Below are 18,866 nucleotides of genomic sequence, written 5' to 3' on the forward strand. Positions count from 1 at the left end.
GCCCGGCGGGTCCCGGCTGCTTCGCCCGACGCCCCGGCAGCGTCGAGCGGCGGCCAGCCGGTGCCGGAGAGCACGATCCGGCAGCGGAAGCGCGCCGCGCGTGCCGGCCGGGCGGGGAAGTGGGCGGTCGGTCAGGACGCGGCGAGGCGGTGGTCGCGCGGCGTGACGCCGCGGACCCGGCGGAACGCCGTGCTCAGCGCGAACGGGCTGCCGTAGCCGACCTTCCGGGCGACCGCGCCCAGGGTGGCGTCCGGCTCGCGGAGCAGGTCGGCGGCGAGCGCCAGCCGCCACCCGGTCAGGAACGTCATCGGCGGCTCGCCGACCAACTCGGTGAACCGGCGGGCCAGCGCCGCCCGGGAGACGCCCACCTCGGTCGCGAGGGAGGCGACCGTCCACGGCCGGGCCGGGTCGTTCTGGAGCAGCCGCAGCGCCGGGCCGACCACCGGATCGGCGGCGGCGACGTACCAGGCGGGCGCGGCGCCGGGGCGGGCGAACCAGGTGCGCAGCGCGGCGATCAGCAGCAGGTCGAGCAGCCGGTCCAGGACCGCCTCCTGGCCGGGCGCGTCCCGGGAGACCTCCTCGGCGAGCAGGGGCACCAGCGGGCTGCGCCACTCCTCGCCGCCCACCACGAGCAGCGGCGGCAGGGCGGTGAGCAGCCGTCGACTCAGCTCCCCGGGAAGCTGGTACGTGCCGGTCAGCAGCACGGTGGCGCCGTCCGAGCCCGTGCCCCAGGTGCGTACGCCCAGCGACATCGTCTCGGCCAGCGGCTCCCCGCGCAGCGTGGTGCACCGCTGCCCGGGGTGGATGACGACCTGCGGCGGGGTGGCCGGGTCGTCCGCCACGAGATAGCCGTCGGGCCCGCGCAGCACCGCCACGTCGCCCGGTCCCAGCGCGACGGGCGCGCCGTCGTCGGGCACCACCCAGGCCGCGCCACGGACCAGGGCGACGACGGTCAGCGGGGCGCGGTCCTCGATGCGCAGCGCGAACGGGGGATCCAGCAGTGACCGGAGCAGGAAGGCGCCCCGGGCCCGCGGCCCGTCGAGCAGCCCGGTGAGCGGGTCCATCCCGCGAGCGTAGACGAGCGCGCATGGCGCCGGCGGTCACGCGTCCTCCGGCGTCTCAGGCGTGGACCGACCGGGTCAGTCTGCGATGGTCAGCCAGTCGGCGGCGCGGTGGCGGATGTCGGCGGGCACCTCGTGCGGGCCCGGGAACTCGTCGTAGGTGACGTCGTAACCGAGCGAACGCAGCCGGGGCACCAGGCGGCGGCTGCACACGTCGACCGGCAGGACCGGGTCGTCGGCGCCGTGCGAGACGTAGACGCGGGGCCGGCCGTGGGTGACCAGCGGCGCGGCGAAGCCGGGGGAGAAGGCCACCACCGCGTCGACCAGGTCGCCGTTGGTCAGGCCCAGCGAGAGGGCGTACGAGGCGCCGTCGGAGAACCCGCCGAACGCCACCTGCCCGACGGGGTAACCGGCGAAGGCCGTGGCCAGCAGCCCGTCGATCCGTCGGACGTCCACCCCGAAGCCCTCCACGATCAGGTCCCAGCTGCTCGACGCCGCCTGCGGGGCCACCAGCAGCAGTTGGTGCGCGTCGGCGACCGGCAGCAGCAGGTCCACGCCCTGCCGGGCCGAGCCGCCGGCCCCGTGCAGCAGCAGCACCAGCCGGTACGGCCGGCCGTCGACCGGCTCCGGGGCGTACACCATCGCCAGCGGCCCGCCGTCGGCGTCGGTCAGCGTCACCATGCCGGTGGCCGCCCGGGTGACGGGCGGCGCCGGACGCGCGGTGAGCCGGCCGTGCCGTGGGTTCTCCTCCGGCTGCCGGTGCGGCGCGGCGGGTTCGGCCACGGGATCACCGCTCCTCGTCCTCGGCGGGGGTGCGCCAGCGGTTACCCCGCTGCCCCGGGGTTAACCCTGCGGGGCCGCCTCCAGCGCGCCAGCGGCCCCTGCCGGGCCGGCTCATCCGCTGACCCGGCGGACCAGCCGGGACGGGAACACCGTCGCCGGCGGCACCGGCCGTCCGGCCAGCACGGCGGTCGCCGCCGCCGTGGCGATCTGCCCCACCGGATGGGTCGCCGTGGTCAGCGCGGGGGTGGTCATCGCGGCGAGCGGGATGTCGTCGAAGCCGGTGACGGCGACGTCCCCGGGCACCTGGACGCCGTCGCCGCGCAGCCCGTCGATCAGCCCCAGCGCGGTCGCGTCGCTGATCCCGACGATCGCGTCCGTGTCCGGCCAGCGCGCCAGCACCTCCCGGGCCGCCGCCCGGCCCCGGCCCGCGCTGAAGTCCCCCGGCACCAGCCGCACCGGCAGGCCCGCGTCGCGCACCACCCGGCGGTACGCGCCCACCGACCGGCCGGCGCAGGGCAGCCAGCGGGGGCCGGTCACCATCGCGATGCGGCGGCGGCCGGTGGCGTACAGGTGCCGGACCACGGCCTCCGTGCCGCCGCCGTTGTCCACGTCGAAGGCCGGCACGAGGGCGGAGCCGATGCCGATCGAGGCCACCCGGCCGCGCAGCGCCGCCGGGACCGCCCGGAGCACCGCCTCGGTGGTGTTGACCAGGATGATCCCGCCGACGCTGCGGTCCTCGGCCAGCCGGCGCAGCCCGGCCGGCTCCCGCGTCGGGAGCCAGTGCAGCGCGACCCCGAGCCCGTACGGCGCGCAGATCCGGGCGGCCGCGCCGACCACCCGGTCGACGTACGGGTCGTCGAGGACGCTCGGGGCGACCCCGGACACCGCGACCACCAGCCGCACACCGGTGCCCCGGACCAGCGCGCGGGCGGCCAGGTTCGGTGCGTACCCGAGCCGGTCGGCGGCGGCGGTGACCCGGTCGCGGGCGGTGGGCGAGGCGTAGCCGGTGCCGGCGATCACCCGCGAGGCGGTGGCCCGGGAGACGCCCGCCGCCCGGGCGACGTCGTCGAGTGTGGGCGGTCGGCCAGCTGTCGTCATACCTGTCCTCCCCGTGGTCGCCGTCCCCGGCGCGGACGGTCGATGCGCATCATCTCCCTCACGGGTCGGCGACGGTAAGAGGGTGGGAAGGCGTTGTCCTGGCAGCGCTCTCAGGTGTGGGATCGTGCGGCAGACGCCCGAGGCGAGAGGACGCCACCGTGAGCCGCACCACCGCCCCGCCCGCCGCGCCGACCCCGGCCGTACCGCGGTCGGTGCTGGCCGCCCGCACCGGCGTGGCGGTCGTGTTCGCGCTCAACGGCCTGGCCGTCGCCACCTGGTTCTCCAGGGTGCCCGCCGTCCGGGACGCGCTCGGGCTCAGCGCCGGCCGGCTCGGGCTGCTCCTGCTCGCCATGTCCGTCGGCGCGCTGCTCGCGATGCCCACCGCCGGCCTGGTGGCCCAGCGGCTCGGGGCGGCCCGCACGGTGGCCCTCGGCTGCCTGCTCGTCGCGGCCGGGCTGACCGTGGCCGGGGTCGCCGCCCCGGCCGGTTCCCTGGTCGGGGTCGCGGTCGGGTTGTGCGCTCTCGGCTATGGCTCCGGCATCTGCGATGTCGCCATGAACGTCGAGGGTGCGGCGGTCGAGCGGCGGCTGGGGCGCACGATCATGCCCCGCTTCCACGCCGCGTGGAGCCTCGGCTCCGTGGCCGGCGCCGGGCTCGGCGCGGGGGCCGCCCGCCTCGGCCTGCCGGTCGCGGCGCACCTCGCCGCGCTGGCGGCGGTGGTGCTCTGCGGCACGCTGCTGGCCGTCCGGTCGTTCCTGCCGGCGGCCGAGAGCGGCACCGCCGCCGCGTCGGCGGCCCCGGCCCAGCGCCGCCGCGACCTGCTCGCCGCCTGGCGGGAGCCGCGCACGCTGCTCATCGGCCTGCTGGTGCTGGTGTCGGCGTTCGCCGAGGGCAGCGCCAACGACTGGCTCGCCGTCGCCTTCATCGACGGCCACGACCTCAGCGAGGCGGCCGGGGCGGCCGTCTTCGGCGTCTTCGTCGTCGGCATGACCCTGGGCCGCACGGCGGGCACCGTCGCGCTGGACCGGTGGGGCCGGGTGCCCGTCCTGTCCGGCACGATCCTGCTCGCCGCCGTCGGCGCGGGCGTGGCGGTGCTCGCCGGCTCCGGGCCGGTGGCGGTCGCCGGCGTCGCGCTCTGGGGGATCGGCGCGTCGCTGGGCTTCCCGGTGGGGATGAGCGCGGCGGCCGACGACGAGCGGCGGGCGCCGGCCCGGGTCAGCGTGGTCGCCGTGATCGGCTACACGGCGTTCCTCGCCGGCCCGCCGCTGCTCGGCCTGCTCGGCGACCGGGTCGGCACGCTGCCCGCCCTGCTCGTGGTGTCGATGCTGCTGCTGCCCACCCTCGCCCTGGTGCCGGCCACCCGCCCGCCGGCCCGCTGACGCGGCACCTCCGCAGGGCACTCACACCCGGCTCGCAGCCGCGTCCCAGGAAGCGGTGCTGCACTGGGAGGACGCCGAGGAGAGGAGCGGGGGATGGGCTGGTTCAGTCGACGGTCGCGCGGCACCGACGCGGCCCCCACGAAGCTCGACCGCGAGGCGACCCGCGAGGACCTGGCCGCGCTGGAGGCGTTCGTCACCAGCCGCCGGGGCGTGGAGTTCTACCTGGAGCCGGAGACCACGGCGACCGACACCACCGTGGTGGCGATCGCCCACGACGGCGAGTGGATCCGCCGCCGCACCGGCTCGCCGCGCGCCGCCGGGTCGATCGCCCGCAAGCACGCGGTGCCGCTGTACGAGGCCGCCCGCACCGGCTACCCGGAGCGGATGCGGGCCTGGAACCGGGCCCACCCGGAGCGCCGCCTCCGCTGAGCGTGGCGCCGCCGCGGCGTCACCGCGCGGCGGCGACCGCCGCGCGTGCCTCGTCCACCGTCATCGGCGGCTGGTGGCTCGCGACGTACCAGTGGACGTCGTCGGCCAGCAGTCGGCGTACCAGGGTGAGGTCGGGCCGGTCCTCGGGGGTGCGCAGGTGCGCCGGCGGCGGATAGAAGCAGTCGCCGAGCAGCAGCACGCCCGAGTCCGGCACCGCCACCACCGTCGAGTCCGGCGCGTGGGCGCCCCCGACGTGCCGCACCCGCACGCCGACCGGCAGCTCCAACTCGTCGGTGAAGGTCCGGGTCGGCGGCAGCACCGCGAAGTCGTCCCACGAGTCGACCGCCAGCGCCCGGGCCCGGAAACTCGGGCCGAGCCGCGGATTCGCCCGCACCTGCTCCCGCAGGTACCGATGGCTCCACGGCCGGGCCGCCTCCGCACGCAGCAGCCGCTCGCCGGCGACGTGGCCGACGATCTCCACGCCGGGCCAGGCGCAGGCGCCCCAGACGTGGTCCCAGTGGTGGTGCGTGTAGACCAGCCAGCGGGGCGGGGGCAGCCCGGCGGCAGCCAGCGCGGACCGGATCTCCCGGGCGTGCGCGGGGCTCTGCCCCGCGTCGACCAGCACGCTGCCCCGGTCGTCGGCGACCAGGGCGACGCCGGCCTGGACGGCTTCCGGGTTTGGATCACCCGGGCAGAGCCAGACCCGACCGGCGAGGTGCTGGAACGTCATGGCGGCCACGGCGTACATCCTCCCTGGATTCCGGACAACGCGTCGGACTGCCGCCCGATCGTAGTGCTCTCGGGCAGGTGCGACGCCTGGATGCAGGCGATGTCGCGGCCGGCCCCGGGCGCCGGCGGTTGGTGTCGCGTCGGCCGCCCCTGCCTGGCGGCGCCGCCCGGGGGGACGGGGCGGGCGGTAGGGTTTCCGGCATGGCTGACCGGTCGTCGGCCCTGGGCCGTCCCTTCTGGACATTCTGGACCGCTGCCGCCCTGGCCAACCTGGGCGACGGCATCCGCGTGGCGGCGTTCCCGCTCCTCGCCGCCGCGCTGAGCGACGACCCCGTGGCGGTGGCCGCCGTGGCCGCGGCGCAGTTCCTGCCCTGGTTGGTCACCGGCCTGTTCGCCGGAGTGCTCGCGGACCGCAGGGGAGCCCGGGAGATCATCGCCGCCGCCGACGTGGCCCGGGTCCTGGTCCTGTCGACGTTGGCCCTGGCCGTCGCGACGGCCAGGGCACCGATCGGCCTCGTTGTCGTCGCCGCGTTCCTGCTCGGCGTCGGCGAGACCCTGCGCGACACCGCCGCCCAGACTGCCGTTCCCCGGCTGGTGGACGACGCGCGGCTGGAGAAGGCCAACGGCCGTCTCGTGGCGGGCGAGATCGTGGGCAACGAGTTCGTCGGCCCGCCGGTCGGCGCGCTGCTGTTCGTCGCGGGCGCGGCACTGCCGTTCGCCGTCAACGGCGCCTCCCTCGCGTTGGCCGTCATGCTCGTGCTGTCCCTGCCGCTGACCCTCGCCCGCCCGGCCCCAGAGCGGTCGAAAGCCGGTGCCGGCGAGCCGTCCGGCGGCGCGGTCGCCCCCGCGCGGGACGGGGCGCTCGCCGGGCTGCGGTGGCTGGCCCGGCAGTCCGTGCTCCGCACGCTCGTGCTCGTCGGCGCGGCCGTCGCCGCCGCGGACAGCGCCTGGTTCGCGATCTTCGTGTTGTACGCGCGGGACAGCCTCGGCCTCGGCGCGCTCGGCTTCGGCCTGCTGCTGGCCACCGGCGCGGGCGGCGGCCTCGCCGGCTCCCTCCTCGCCGACCGGCTGATCGCCCGCTTCCGGCACCGGCACGTGCTGACGTGGTCGATGGCGGTCACCGCCGGAGCGCCGGCGCTCCTGGTCGTCGCGCCGCACCGGGTCGCCGCCGTGGCCGTCGTCGTCAGCACCAGCGCGGCGTTCGCCGTCCTCAACGTGGCCGCGCTGTCGCTCCGGCAGCGCCTCGTGCCCGGCGACCTGCTCGGCCGGGTGGTCGCCGCCTCCCGGGTCCTCACCTACGGCTGCACCGCGCTGGGGGCGCTTGCCGGCGGCGCGCTGGCCGCCGGCCTGGGCCTGGACGCGCCGTTCCTGCTCAGCGGCGCCGTCGCGGTGGCCGCGACCGTCGCCTGGAGCGTCGCGTCCCGGCCCTCCGCGCCGGCCGACCCGGCCTGACGGAGGCGTTGGCCCTCGCCGCCCCGGCGACCCGTGAGTGCGGGCCACCGGGCGCGAGCGGTCGGCTCACCGGCAGGGTCGTGCCCGTCGTCAGCCGCGCCTGCTGCGTCCGAGTCGGACGAGCCGGGCCACGAGGACGGCGGCGCAGCCGAGCGTCGCGGTGACCAGCAGCACCAGGAACGTCGGATAGATGTACGCCACCTGGATCCAGGCGACGTCGCGACCCCGGTAGAGCCAACCGACCACTCGGTGGATCGAGGCGAGCAGCGGCAGCGGCGCGAGCAGCGGAAGCAGCCGCACCAGCGTCCAGGAGCGTACCGCCCGGCCGGCGGCCCAGCGGCGTGACCGGAGCACGCCCCGGCCGGCGAGTGCGGCGGAGGCGACCGCCAGCACCAGCAGCACGGCGTCGACGACCACGAGCGGCGTGCCCGCCGAGGGCGCCGACGTTCCCTCTATCAGCGCGATGAGCCGCTCGGCGAGGGCCGACGCGTGGCCGTACGCCAGTCCGGTGTTCGCCATGACCGCGACCCCGTGGCCGGACGCGGGCAGCAGCGCCTGGTACGCCGTCGAGGTGAACAGGTCACCGCTGTGCGCGATCATCGGCGCCCCCGACCCGGTCTTCTCCAAGAACCAGCCGAGGGCGTAGGAGTCGGAGACCGCGGACGGGCGGTGCAGCGTGGCGAGGCCCGCCGGGGAGACGACCGCCGTGCCGTCCGGACCGCGACCCTGGTTGCCCTGCGCGATCAGCCACGCCGCCATGTCGCGCGCCGAGCTGAGCACCCCGCCGGAGCCGTTGCCGAAGGCCGGCGGCTCGGGCAGGGCGACCGGCCTGCCGAGGATCATGAGGTGGCCGCGCGCGCTCGACGGCAGGTCGGCGGCCACGTCGAGGGTGCGACTGTCGGTCATGCCGAGCGGGGCGAAGACCCGCGTCCGCAGGTACTCGTCGAACGGCAGCCCGCTGACCACCTCGACGAGTCGCGCGGCCACCTGGAAGTTCGGGTTGTGGTACTCCCACCTGGTGCCGGGGGCGGCGGCCAACCGGGCCGTACGCATCCCCGCGACGGCCTCCCGCAGCGAACCCGGCTGCCGCCTGCTGAACGCGGGGAACGTCGTGTCCGACATCCCGGAGGTCTGGTCGAGCAGCTGCCGCACGGTGATCCGGACCGCCCGGGGGTCGGCCATCGTGAACTCCGGCAGGTGCCGGTGGACCGGCCCGTCGAGTTCCACCCGGCCCGCCTCGACCAGCTGCATCACGGCGAGGGCGGTGAACGACTTGCTCACCGACGCCACGGCCATCGGGGTGTGCGCCGTGATCGGGTCGCCGGCGGGGGTGCGGCCGTACCCGGCGGCGTGCACCACCGCGGTCCCCCGGGTGACGGCCACCGCGACGCCGGGCAGCCCGGTGGCGTCGCGGTACTGGCGGACGGCGGCGTCGACGGCGGCGGCGTCGATCCCGACCGGGGGCGCGGCCGGGGCTGCCGGGGCGGGCGACGCGGCGAGCGCCACCGCACCGGCCAGGACGAGGAGTCGCGTGATCATGGTCGGAGTCTCGGCCGGTCGGGGACCCCGCACATCGGATCGTGGTCCGAACCCGGGATCGGACCGTGGTCCGACGCCCGGCGGCCGGCCGGTGGATACGGTGGTCCGGTGGTCACCTCGGGGCGGCTCGGGCTGCGGCAGTTGATGGCGTTCGACGCGCTGGTGGGCGTCGCCCTCCTGCTCCTCACGGTGTTCCGGACGCCCGGCGTCCCGGCGCTCGCCGGTGGCCTGGCGGTGCTGTTCGGGGCTCCGCTCGCCGTCCGCCGGCGCTGGCCGGCGCCGGTGCTCGCCGTCGTGGTGCTGGCGGGGGCGGTGGCGGTCGCCGTCGGGGTGGCCGGCGACGCGGTGGTGTTCGCGGTCGCGTTCGCGCTCTACCCGGTCGCGCTGGTCACCTCCACCCGGGACGGCGTGTCGGCGCTCGTCGTGGTGCTGGCCGCCCTCACGGGCGCGGGGCTGGCGGGCGGCACGGTCCCCGGGCTGCCGATCGTTTCGACCCGGGCGGGGGAGGAGTCGTTCGCCGCCACGCCGGTCCCGGTCCTGCTCTACGCCGCGACCGTCGTCGCCGCTTCGTGGGCGCTCGCCCGCGCGGTGCGCGCCCGTCGACGTCACGTCGCCCAACTCGCCGCGTCGCGTGCCGACCAGGCGGTGGCCGAGGAACGGTTGCGCATCGCCCGGGACATCCACGACGTGGTCGGGCACAGCCTCAGCCTGATCGCCATGAAGGCGGCCGTCGCCAATCACCTGGCGGACAGCCATCCCGAGCAGGGCCGGGCCGCCCTGGGCGCGATCGAGCGGGTCAGCCGGAGCGCGCTCGACGACATCCGGGTCGTGCTCGGCGCGCTGCGCGACCCGGCCGACACCGCGCCGAGCTTCGCCGAACTCGACCGGCTGGTCGAGGCCGTCCGGTCCGCCGGTGTCACCGTCGACGTCGACCGGGCGACCGACCTGGCCCGGGTGCCCGCGGCCGTGCAGGCTTCGGCGTACCGCATCGTGCAGGAGGCGCTCACCAACGTGCTGCGCCATGCCGGCCCGACCCGCTGTCGGCTCGCCGTGGCGGTCGAGCCCGGGGTGCTGGCCGTCGCCGTCGTCGACGACGGGGGGTCGGGGCGCGCCGTCGGGCCGCCCGGCCACGGGCTGCGGGGCATGCGCGAGCGGGCCGTGATGCACGGCGGCACCCTGGAGGCCGGCGTCGAGCCCGGCGGCGGCTTTGCCGTGCGCGCCCGGCTGCCGTTCACCCCGGCGGTGTCGGACGATGGGTGAGCCCGTACGCGTGCTCCTGGCCGACGACGACGTGCTGCTGCGCGGCACCCTGCGGCTGCTGGTTGACGCCACCCCGAGAATGACCGTGGTGGCCGAGGCGGGCACCGGGCGGGCGGCCGTCGAACTCGCGAGGACGCACTCGCCCGAGGTGGTGCTGATGGACGTCCGGATGCCCGAGTTGGACGGCATCACCGCCACCGAGCAGGTCACCGCCGGCCGGGACGCGCCCCGGGTGCTCGTCCTCACCACCTTCGACCTCGACGACTACGTGTACCGGGCGCTGCGGGCCGGGGCGAGCGGCTTCCTGCTCAAGGACACGTCCCCCGTACGGCTGCTCGACGCGATCAGGGTGGTCGCCGCGGGTGAGGCGCTGCTGGCCCCCAGCGTCACCCGTCGGCTCATCGCCGAGTTCACCCGGATGCCGGCGGCCCGACGGGTGCCGGGACGGCTCGACGGGGTGACCCCGCGGGAGCGGGAGGTGTTGACGTTGATCACCCGTGGGATGTCCAACACCGAGATCGAGCAGCACCTGCACCTCAGCCGGGGCACCGTCAAGACGCACATCGGCCGGTTGATGACGAAGCTGGGCGTCCGCGACCGGGCGCAACTGGTGATCGCGGGCTACGAGTCGGGGCTCGCCGACCGGTGAGGTGCGGTCGACCGTCGTGAGCGCCGCGCCGCGCCGGCCCGGCGGGGTCGGCGTCCGATCCCGTCGCGTTGACCCGGGGACCGGGGGTGTGGCAGCATTCGCGGCCTGACGGCAGTGAAGGAAGCCGGTGCGATTCCGGCGCGGTCCCGCCACTGTCACCGGGGAGCGATCCCCCCTCGTGAGTCACGGCCGTGCGTGCGCGGTTGGAAGACCGGGGGTGAGCGTCGATCCGGGAGCCAGGATACTTCGGCCGTCGGGAGCGACCCCAGGGCGTGGACACCCGAGGAGGACCCGATGACGCACCGCGTCTCCGCCATCGACGATCATCGTCGCATCGTGCCCGGCCGCGACAGCGCGCCGGCGAGCAGCCGCATTTCCGCAGCCCCGTCCGGCCGCCGCGCCGCGCGTCCGGCCGGCCGTGGTGTGCCCGCCCCCGGCCGCCCCGCAGCGGTCGGACGCGTCGCCCGTCCCTGACGCCCGCACCGCGCCGCCCGACCCCGCCGGCCCGCCGGTGAGCCGCTTCCCGGCCCGCCGTACCCGCTGAACCGCGCCCACCCCTCGTACCGCCCGATCGTCCTCGCGTCGATCCGGGCGTCACTCTCCGGAGCCGTCCGTGCGCATCCTGCTGCTGTCCACCGCCGACACCGACCTGCTCGCCGCCCGCGCCAGCGGCGCCGACTACCGCCTCGCCAACCCCGCCCGGGTCGCCGCCGACGCCGTGCCCGCGCTGCTCGACGGCGTGGACCTCGCGGTCGTACGCCTGCTCGGCGGCCGGCAGGCGTGGCCGGACGGGCTCGCCACGGTGCTGGCCTCCGGCGTGCCCACGGTCGTGCTCAGCGGCGAGGCCCTGCCGGACGCGGAGCTGATGGCGGCCTCCACCGTCCCGGCCGGGGTGGCCACCCAGGCGCTGGCCTACCTGGTCGAGGGCGGCCCCGAGAACCTCGCCCAGCTCGCCCGGTTCCTCTCCGACACGGTGCTGCTCACCGGCGAGGGGTTCGCCCCGCCCGCGCCGACCCCGACGTACGGCGTCCACGGTGACCGGCCCGTGTGGCCCGACCGGCCGACCGTCGGGATCGTCTTCTACCGGGCGCACGCCCTCGCCGGCAACACCGGCTTCGTCGACGTCCTCGCCGACGCCGTCGACGCGGCCGGCGGCAACCCGCTGCCGATCTTCTGCGGCTCGTTGCGCGGCCTCACCGCCGGCGCGGGACCGCTCGGGCTCTTCGGCCGCTGCGACGCCCTGCTGGTCACCGTGCTCGCCGCCGGCGGCACGGTCGCCGCCGACGCCTCCGGCGGGGGCGACGAGGACGCCTGGGACGTGGGCGCGCTCGCCGCCCTCGACGTGCCGGTGATCCAGGCGCTCTGCCTCACCAGCACCCGCGAGCAGTGGGCCGGCAGCGACGCCGGACTGTCCCCGCTGGACGCCGCGATGCAGGTGGCCATCCCCGAGTTCGACGGCCGGATCGTCACCGTGCCGTTCTCGTTCAAGCGGATCGACGCCGACGGGCTCTCCAGCTACGTCGCCGACCCGGAGCGGGCCGCCCGGGTGGCCGGCATCGCCGTGCGGCACGCCCGGCTGCGGCACGTGCCCAACGCCGACAAGCGGCTCGCGGTCGTGCTCAGCTCCTACCCGACGAAGCACTCCCGGGTCGGCAACGCCGTCGGCCTGGACACCCCGGCCTCGGCGGTCCGGCTGCTCGCCGCCCTCGCCGAGGCCGGCTACCACCTCGGCGACGCCCCGGTGCCCGACGACGGGGACGCGCTCATCCACGCCCTCATCGCCGCCGGGGGACACGACGTCGAGTGGCTCACCCCGGAACAGCTCGCCGCCGCCGAGGCCCGGGTGCCCGGGGCGACGTACCGGCGCTGGTTCGACGAGGCGCCGGCGGAGCTGCGGGAGCGGATGCTCGCCCACTGGGGGGAGCCGCCCGGCGGGCTCTACACCGACGGCGGCGACATCGTGCTGGCCGGGCTGCGCTTCGGCAACGTGGTGCTGCTGATCCAGCCGCCGCGCGGCTTCGGCGAGAACCCGATCGCCATCTACCACGACCCGGACCTGCCGCCCAGCCACCACTACCTGGCCGCGTACCGCTGGCTGGCCGCGCCCGCCACCGACGGCGGCTTCGGCGCGGACGCGGTGGTGCACCTGGGCAAGCACGGCACCCTGGAGTGGCTGCCCGGCAAGGGCCTCGGGCTGGCCGCCGACTGCGCCCCCGACGCCGTCCTCGGTGACCTGCCGCTGGTCTACCCGTTCATCGTCAACGACCCCGGCGAGGGCACCCAGGCCAAGCGCCGCGCGCACGCCGTCGTCGTCGACCACCTGGTGCCGCCGATGGCCCGCGCCGAGACGTACGGCGACCTGGCGAAACTGGAGCAACTCCTCGACGAGTACGCCACCGTGCAGGCGCTCGACCCCGCCAAGGTGCCCACCGTGCAGGCGCAGATCTGGGCCCTGGTGCGCGCCGCGGAGCTGCACCACGACCTGCACGCCGAGGACATGCCCGGCGCCGAGGACTTCGACGACTTCGTGCTGCACCTCGACGGGTACCTCTGCGAGGTCAAGGACGTGCAGATCCGCGACGGCCTGCACATCCTCGCCGCCGCGCCCACCGGCGAGCCCCGGGTCAACCTCGTCCTCGCCGTGCTGCGGGCCCCGCAGGTCTGGGGCGGCGCCCGTGCCCTGCCCGGCCTGCGCCAGGCCCTCGCCGCCGCGTACGGGCTCGACGAGCAGGCGCTGCTCGCCGCGCCGGGGAAGCGGCTGGCCCTGCCCGAGGGGCTGACCGACACCGTCGACGGGCCCGCCGGCACCGCCGCCGACGCCGTCGACCTGATCGAGGCCCTCGCGCGCCGGCTGGTCCTCGGCATGGAGACCCTCGGCTGGGCCGCCGACAAGGTCGACGCCGTGGTCGAGGAGGTCACCGGCCGGGCCGTCCCGGACGCCGCCGCCGTGCTCCGCTTCGCCGCCACCGAGCTGGTGCCCCGGCTGGACCGCACGACCGACGAGATCGACCGGGTGGTGGGCGCGCTCGACGGCCGGTTCGTCCCGCCCGGGCCGTCCGGCTCGCCCACCCGGGGCCTGGTCAACGTGCTACCCACCGGCCGGAACTTCTACTCCGTCGACCCCAAGGCCATCCCCAGCCGCAACGCCTGGGACGTCGGGGTGTCCCTGGCCGACTCGCTGCTCGCCCGGCACCTCGCCGACACCGGGGAGTACCCGCGCTCCGTCGGCCTGACCGTCTGGGGCACCAGCGCCATGCGCACCCAGGGCGACGACGTCGCCGAGGTGCTCGCGCTGCTCGGCTGCCGCCCCACCTGGGACGACCGCTCCCGCCGGGTCACCGGCGTCGAGGTGGTGCCGCCGGCCGAGCTGGGCCGCCCCCGCGTCGACGTCACCGTGCGGATCTCCGGCTTCTTCCGGGACGCCTTCCCGCACGTGGTCGCGCTCATCGACGACGCGGTGCGGTTGGTCGCCGCCCTGGACGAGCCCGCCGAGCAGAACTTCGTCCGCGCGCACGTCGCCGCCGACCTCGCCGAGCACGGCGACGAGCGGCGGGCCACCGCCCGCGTCTTCGGCTCCAAGCCGGGCGCGTACGGGGCCGGGCTGCTGCCGCTGATCGACTCCCGCAACTGGCGCAGCGACGCCGACCTCGCCGAGGTGTACGCCGTCTGGGGCGGCTACGCCTACGGCCGGGGGCTGGACGGGCGGGAGGCGCGCGCCGACATGGAACGCTCCTTCGCCCGGATCGCGGTGGCGGTGAAGAACCAGGACACCCGCGAGCACGACATCGTCGACTCCGACGACTACTTCCAGTACCACGGCGGGATGGTGGCGATGGTCCGCCACCTCACCGGCGCCGCCCCGGCCGCGTACGTGGGGGACTCGGCGATGCCGCACGACGTGCGTACCCGCACCCTCGGCGAGGAGACCCGGCGGGTGTTCCGGGCCCGGGTGGTCAACCCGAAGTGGATCGCAGCGATGCGCCGGCACGGCTACAAGGGCGCGTTCGAGCTGGCCGCCACCGTGGACTACCTGTTCGGCTACGACGCCACCGCCGGCGTCGTCGACGACTGGATGTACGAGCACCTGGCCGCCGCGTACGTCTTCGACGAGACCACCCGGGAGTTCCTGGAGCAGTCGAACCCGTGGGCGCTGCGCGGCATCACCGAGCGGCTGCTCGAAGCCGCCGACCGGGGCATGTGGGCGGCACCCGAGCCGACCACCCTGGACCGGCTCCGCGAGACGTACCTGACCAGCGAGGGCGACCTGGAGGAACGCTCATGACCACCTACCCGTTCAGCGCGGTGCTGGGCATGGACGACATGCGGCTCGCCCTGCTGCTCAACGCGGTTTCCCCGGCGATCGGCGGGGTGCTCGTCCGCGGCGAGAAGGGCACCGCCAAGTCGACGGCCGTGCGGGCCCTGGCCGCGCTGCTGCCGCCCGTGGACCGGGTGGCCGGCTGCCGCTTCGCCTGCGACCCCGCCGCCCCCGACCCGTCCTGCCCGGACGGCCCGCACCCCGACGCGCCGGCGGCCGAGCGGCGTCCCGCCCGGCTGGTGGAGCTGCCGGTCGGCGCGGCCGAGGATCGGGTGGTCGGCTCGCTCGACCTGGAGAAGGCGCTCGGCGAGGGCGTCCGCGCCTTCGAGCCGGGCCTGCTCGCCGCCGCCCACCGCGGCGTGCTCTACGTCGACGAGGTCAACCTGCTCCACGACCACCTGGTGGACCTGCTCCTCGACGCCGCGGCGATGGGCCGCTGCCACGTGGAGCGGGAGGGCGTCTCGGTCAGTCACGCGTCCCGGTTCCTGCTGGTCGGCACGATGAACCCGGAGGAGGGGGAGCTGCGCCCGCAGCTGCTGGACCGGTTCGGGCTGACCGTGGAGGTCGGGGCCAGCCGCGACCCCGCCGTACGCGTCGAGGTGGTCCGCCGCCGGCTCGCCGCCGACGCCGACCCGGCCGGCTTCGCCGCCCGCTGGGCCGACGCCGACGCGCAGGTCGCCCGCCGGGTCGCCGCCGCCCGGCAGCGGCTGGAGCGGGTGCTGCTGCCCGACGCCGCGCTGCGCCGGATCGCCGAGGTGTGCGCGGCGTTCGACGTGGACGGCATGCGCGCCGACATCGTCACCGCCCGCACCGCGCTGGCGCACGCCGCCTGGCAGGGCCGGGACGTGGTCACGGTGGAGGACGTCCGGGTCGCCGCCCGGCTGGCGCTGCCGCACCGCCGCCGCCGGGACCCGTTCGACACCCCCGGACTGGACGAGAAGCGCCTCGACGAGGCCCTCGACCGGGCCGGCGACGACGACCCCGACGACCCGGGTGGCCCCGGCGGCCCCGGCGACGGCCCGTCCGGCGGGCCCGACGGTCCCGACCCGTCCGGCGGCCCCGACGGTCCCGGCCCGTCCGGCGGCCCGGGTGGCCCCGGCGTCCTGCCGGACGACGACGGATCCGGCGGGACGCCGCCGGCCGGTCGCGACGAGCCGGGTCCCGGGCGCGGCGACGCCGCCGGCGGGGACGGCAGCGACCGAGGGGAGCCCGACAGTGGCGACCCGGCGCAGGGGCGGTACGACGACAACCGGGCCGGTCCGGCCGACGGAGGCCCGGTCGACGGTGGCGGGTCCGGGTCGACCGGCTCGGCGGACGGCCGGCCCGGCGCCGGTGGGCAGGCGGTGGCCGTACCCCGCCAGGGGCTCAAGGCGCGGCTGTTCACCGCGCCCGGGATCGGCGACGGGGTGCCCGGCCGACGTTCCCGCGCCCGCACCGGGCGGGGCCGCACCACCGGGGCGCGGGTGCCGGCCGGCCGGGCCGGGGCGCTGCACCTGCCGGCGACCCTGCGGGCCGCCGCCCCGCACCAGAGCGCCCGGGGGCGCGTCGCCGGGCCGCTGCGGCTGCGCCCCGACGACGTCCGCGAGGCCGTCCGCGAGGGACGCGAGGGCAACCTGGTGCTCTTCGTGGTCGACGCCAGCGGCTCGATGGGCGCCCGGGCGCGGATGGCCGCCGTCAAGGGTGCCGTGCTCGCCCTGCTCACCGACGCCTACCAGCGTCGGGACAAGGTCGCGGTGGTCGCCTTCCGGGGAGCCGCCGCGCAGACCCTGCTGCCGGCCACCTCCTCGGTGCTCGCGGCCTCGACGCGGCTGGCCGAGCTGCCCACCGGCGGGCGGACGCCGCTGGCCGAGGGGCTGCTCGCCGCCGCCGACCTGCTGCGGGTGGAGCGGCTGCGCGATCCGCGCCGCCGCCCCCTGGTGCTGGTCGTCACCGACGGCCGGGCCACCGCCGGGGAGCGCCCGCTCGACCGGTCGGCCCGCGCGGCGGCCGTGCTCGCGGCCACCGGCGTCCCCTGCGTCGTCGTGGACTGCGAGAGCGGCCCCGTCCGCCTCGGCCTGGCCCGCCGCCTCGCCGCCCAACTCGGTGCCGACCACCACCGGCTCGACGAGGTCGCCACCGCCCCCCTCACCGACCTCGCCGCCGCCACCGCCGTGGCGAAGAACAGGAGTGTTGCCTGATGCCGCAGGGGAAGCCGTCCCACGTGCCCGCCGACGGGTTGACCACGCGGCAGCGACGCAACCGGCCGCTGCTGCTGGTCCACACCGGACAGATGAAGGGGAAGTCGACCGCCGCGTTCGGGCTGGCGCTGCGCGCCTGGACCGCCGGGCTGCCGATCGGGGTGTTCCAGTTCGTCAAGAGCGCCAAGTGGCGGGTGGGCGAGGAGAACGCCTTCCGCGCCCTCGGCGAGGTGCACGAGCGCACCGGGCAGGGCGCCCCGGTGGCCTGGCACAAGATGGGCGAGGGCTGGTCCTGGATCCAGCGTGGCGGCGAGGCCGACCACGCCGCCGACGCCCTGGAGGGCTGGCGGCAGATCCAGCGCGACCTGGCCGCCGAGCGCTACGGCCTGTACGTGCTCGACGAGTTCACCTACCCGATGAAATGGGGCTGGGTGGACGTCGACGAGGTGGTCGACACCCTCGCGAACCGCCCCGGGTTCCAACACGTCGTCGTCACCGGTCGCGACGCCGACCCGCGCCTGGTCGACGCCGCCGACCTGGTCGCCGAGCTGACCAAGGTCAAGCACCCGATGGACGCCGGCCAGAAGGGCCAGAAGGGCATCGAGTGGTGACGGTCGATCCGGGGGTGCCGTGGGCGCTGCCCCGGGTGGTGGTCGCCGCACCCGCCAGCGGGCACGGCAAGACCACCGTCGCCACCGGGCTGCTCGCCGCGCTGCGCCGCCGTGGCCTGGCCGTCAGCCCGCACAAGGTCGGCCCGGACTACATCGACCCCGGCTACCACGCGCTCGCCGCCGGTCGCCCCGGCCGCAACCTCGATCCGTGGCTGGTCGGCGAGGAGCGGATCGCGCCGCTGCTGCGGCACGGCGCCGCCACCCCGACGCCCGCCGACATCGCCGTGGTCGAGGGGGTGATGGGGCTGCACGACGGCGCGGTCGGCCGCCGCGGGTACGCCTCCACCGCGCACGTCGCCCGGCTCGTCGACGCGCCGGTGCTGCTGGTGCTGGACACCACCGCGCAGGGCCGTTCCGCCGCCGCGCTCGCCCTGGGCATGGCCGCGTTCGACCCCGGCGTGCGGATCGGCGGGGTGATCCTCAACCGGGTCGGCTCCCCCCGGCACGAGTCCCTGCTGCGCGACGCCCTCGCCGAGGTGGACGTGCCGGTGCTCGGGGCGGTCAGCCGCGCCGCCGAGGTCGCCGCCCCGGCGCGCCACCTCGGGCTGGTGCCCGTCGCCGAGCGGGCGCCGGAGTCGCTGGCCATCGTGGCCGCCCTCGCCGACCTCGTGACGTCCACCGTGGACCTCGACGCGGTGCTCGACCTGGCCCGCACCGCCGGGCCGCTGACCGCGCCCGCCTGGGACCCGGCCGCCGCCGTCGGCGGCCCCGCCGGCGGCGAGCGCCCAGTGGTCGCGGTCGCCGGTGGGCCCGCCTTCACCTTCTCCTACGCCGAGACCGCCGAGCTGCTCGCCGCCGCCGGCGCCGCCGTCGCCCCCTTCGACCCGCTGCGCGACGCCGGCCTGCCCGCCGGCACCCGCGCGGTGGTCGTCGGCGGCGGCTTCCCCGAGGCGTACGCGCCGCAGCTCGCCGACAACGCCACGCTCCGCGCCGAGCTCGCCGGCTTCGACGGCCCGGTCGTCGCCGAGTGCGCCGGGCTGCTCTACCTCGGCCGGTCCCTCGACGGTGTGCCCATGTGCGGCCGGCTCGACCTCACCGCCCGGATGACCGACCGGCTCACCCTCGGCTACCGGGACGCCGTCGCCGTCAGCAGCTCCCCGCTGCACCGCCCCGGCGACCCGGTACGCGGCCACGAGTTCCACCGCACCGCCACCGACCCGGGGCACGGCGACCGGCCGGCGTGGCGCTGGGACGGCGCCGACCACGGCTTCGTCGCCGGCCGGGTGCACGCCTCCTACCTGCACACCCACTGGGCCGGGCACCCGCACGCCGCCCGCCGCCTGGTCGAGGCGGCGAGCCGGTGAGCGCGCAGGAGCACCGCGAG

14 protein-coding genes and 1 riboswitch are annotated in these 18,866 nt (G+C 77.0%); of the genes, 9 read left to right on the forward strand and 5 right to left on the reverse strand.

Features of this window, described 5'->3' with window-relative positions:
• Positions 1 to 131: 131 nt before the first annotated feature.
• The 3 genes from AB0G14_RS22985 to AB0G14_RS22995 all read right to left on the reverse strand — a co-directional run bounded on the left by AB0G14_RS22985 (position 132) and on the right by AB0G14_RS22995 (position 2,942).
• Positions 132 to 1,064: an AraC family transcriptional regulator gene (locus AB0G14_RS22985; RefSeq protein WP_357700533.1), complete on the reverse strand. Its 933-nt coding sequence runs from the start codon at positions 1,062 to 1,064 to the stop codon at positions 132 to 134.
• Positions 1,065 to 1,139: 75 nt separating this feature from the next.
• Complete coding sequence (locus tag AB0G14_RS22990) at positions 1,140 to 1,844, reverse strand: phospholipase (RefSeq protein WP_357700535.1); 705 nt, start codon at positions 1,842 to 1,844, stop codon at positions 1,140 to 1,142.
• A 111-nt stretch (positions 1,845 to 1,955) separates the two neighbouring features.
• A complete protein-coding gene (locus AB0G14_RS22995; protein ID WP_357700537.1) occupies positions 1,956 to 2,942 on the reverse strand; it encodes a LacI family DNA-binding transcriptional regulator in 987 nt (328 codons plus the stop codon).
• Between the two features lie 158 nt (positions 2,943 to 3,100).
• Here AB0G14_RS22995 and AB0G14_RS23000 point away from each other — a divergent pair, with 158 nt between their 5' ends.
• Both AB0G14_RS23000 and AB0G14_RS23005 read left to right on the forward strand, forming a co-directional pair.
• The gene (locus AB0G14_RS23000) at positions 3,101 to 4,321 is read left to right on the forward strand and encodes an MFS transporter (RefSeq protein ID WP_357700539.1); all 1,221 of its coding nucleotides are present in this window, start codon (positions 3,101 to 3,103) and stop codon (positions 4,319 to 4,321) included.
• Between the two features lie 93 nt (positions 4,322 to 4,414).
• On the forward strand, positions 4,415 to 4,750 hold the full coding sequence (locus tag AB0G14_RS23005; protein ID WP_357700541.1) for a hypothetical protein: 336 nt from the start codon (positions 4,415 to 4,417) through the stop codon (positions 4,748 to 4,750).
• Between the two features lie 19 nt (positions 4,751 to 4,769).
• On the opposite strand, the gene AB0G14_RS23010 is transcribed toward AB0G14_RS23005, so the two are convergent.
• On the reverse strand, positions 4,770 to 5,480 hold the full coding sequence (locus AB0G14_RS23010; protein WP_357700591.1) for an MBL fold metallo-hydrolase: 711 nt from the start codon (positions 5,478 to 5,480) through the stop codon (positions 4,770 to 4,772).
• Between the two features lie 200 nt (positions 5,481 to 5,680).
• On the opposite strand from AB0G14_RS23010, the gene AB0G14_RS23015 reads away from it, so the two are divergent.
• Entirely contained in the window at positions 5,681 to 6,931 is a 1,251-nt protein-coding gene (locus tag AB0G14_RS23015) for an MFS transporter (RefSeq protein ID WP_357700543.1), read from the forward strand.
• 90 nt (positions 6,932 to 7,021) lie between these two features.
• On the opposite strand, the gene AB0G14_RS23020 is transcribed toward AB0G14_RS23015, so the two are convergent.
• Positions 7,022 to 8,470: a serine hydrolase domain-containing protein gene (locus tag AB0G14_RS23020; protein ID WP_357700545.1), complete on the reverse strand. Its 1,449-nt coding sequence runs from the start codon at positions 8,468 to 8,470 to the stop codon at positions 7,022 to 7,024.
• Positions 8,471 to 8,578: 108 nt separating this feature from the next.
• On the opposite strand from AB0G14_RS23020, the gene AB0G14_RS23025 reads away from it, so the two are divergent.
• From AB0G14_RS23025 to AB0G14_RS23050, 6 genes are all read left to right on the forward strand, one after another.
• Positions 8,579 to 9,730 carry a sensor histidine kinase gene (locus tag AB0G14_RS23025; protein ID WP_357700547.1) on the forward strand — a complete coding sequence of 384 codons (1,152 nt, stop codon included), beginning with the start codon at positions 8,579 to 8,581 and terminating at the stop codon, positions 9,728 to 9,730.
• Complete coding sequence (locus tag AB0G14_RS23030) at positions 9,723 to 10,379, forward strand: response regulator transcription factor (protein WP_357700549.1); 657 nt, start codon at positions 9,723 to 9,725, stop codon at positions 10,377 to 10,379. Before AB0G14_RS23025 ends, AB0G14_RS23030 begins: the two co-directional genes overlap by 8 nt.
• A gap of 117 nt (positions 10,380 to 10,496) precedes the next feature.
• Positions 10,497 to 10,626: riboswitch (cobalamin riboswitch) on the forward strand.
• Between the two features lie 366 nt (positions 10,627 to 10,992).
• The gene (cobN, locus tag AB0G14_RS23035) at positions 10,993 to 14,661 is read left to right on the forward strand and encodes a cobaltochelatase subunit CobN (RefSeq protein WP_357700551.1); all 3,669 of its coding nucleotides are present in this window, start codon (positions 10,993 to 10,995) and stop codon (positions 14,659 to 14,661) included.
• On the forward strand, positions 14,658 to 16,871 hold the full coding sequence (locus tag AB0G14_RS23040) for a VWA domain-containing protein (RefSeq protein ID WP_357700553.1): 2,214 nt from the start codon (positions 14,658 to 14,660) through the stop codon (positions 16,869 to 16,871). Before cobN ends, AB0G14_RS23040 begins: the two co-directional genes overlap by 4 nt.
• On the forward strand, positions 16,871 to 17,482 hold the full coding sequence (cobO, locus tag AB0G14_RS23045) for a cob(I)yrinic acid a,c-diamide adenosyltransferase (protein WP_357460027.1): 612 nt from the start codon (positions 16,871 to 16,873) through the stop codon (positions 17,480 to 17,482). The genes AB0G14_RS23040 and cobO overlap by 1 nt, the downstream gene beginning before the upstream one ends.
• On the forward strand, positions 17,479 to 18,846 hold the full coding sequence (locus AB0G14_RS23050; protein ID WP_357700556.1) for a cobyrinate a,c-diamide synthase: 1,368 nt from the start codon (positions 17,479 to 17,481) through the stop codon (positions 18,844 to 18,846). The genes cobO and AB0G14_RS23050 overlap by 4 nt, the downstream gene beginning before the upstream one ends.
• The last annotated feature ends 20 nt before the right edge of the window (positions 18,847 to 18,866 follow it).

The organism is Micromonospora sp. NPDC023814 (assembly GCF_040639595.1).
Classification (GTDB): domain Bacteria; phylum Actinomycetota; class Actinomycetes; order Mycobacteriales; family Micromonosporaceae; genus Micromonospora.

What these genes read in the sequence shown, in the direction of transcription:
- AB0G14_RS22985 (WP_357700533.1), bottom strand. Translation starts at nt 1,064, where the DNA reads ATGGACCCGCTCACCGGGCTGCTCGACGGGCCGCGGGCCCGGGGCGCC.
- AB0G14_RS23030 (WP_357700549.1), top strand. Translation starts at nt 9,723, where the DNA reads ATGGGTGAGCCCGTACGCGTGCTCCTGGCCGACGACGACGTGCTGCTG.
- AB0G14_RS23015 (WP_357700543.1), top strand. Translation starts at nt 5,681, where the DNA reads ATGGCTGACCGGTCGTCGGCCCTGGGCCGTCCCTTCTGGACATTCTGG.
- AB0G14_RS22995 (WP_357700537.1), bottom strand. Translation starts at nt 2,942, where the DNA reads ATGACGACAGCTGGCCGACCGCCCACACTCGACGACGTCGCCCGGGCG.
- AB0G14_RS23020 (WP_357700545.1), bottom strand. Translation starts at nt 8,470, where the DNA reads ATGATCACGCGACTCCTCGTCCTGGCCGGTGCGGTGGCGCTCGCCGCG.
- AB0G14_RS23040 (WP_357700553.1), top strand. Translation starts at nt 14,658, where the DNA reads ATGACCACCTACCCGTTCAGCGCGGTGCTGGGCATGGACGACATGCGG.
- AB0G14_RS23005 (WP_357700541.1), top strand. Translation starts at nt 4,415, where the DNA reads ATGGGCTGGTTCAGTCGACGGTCGCGCGGCACCGACGCGGCCCCCACG.
- cobO (WP_357460027.1), top strand. Translation starts at nt 16,871, where the DNA reads ATGCCGCAGGGGAAGCCGTCCCACGTGCCCGCCGACGGGTTGACCACG.
- AB0G14_RS23010 (WP_357700591.1), bottom strand. Translation starts at nt 5,480, where the DNA reads ATGACGTTCCAGCACCTCGCCGGTCGGGTCTGGCTCTGCCCGGGTGAT.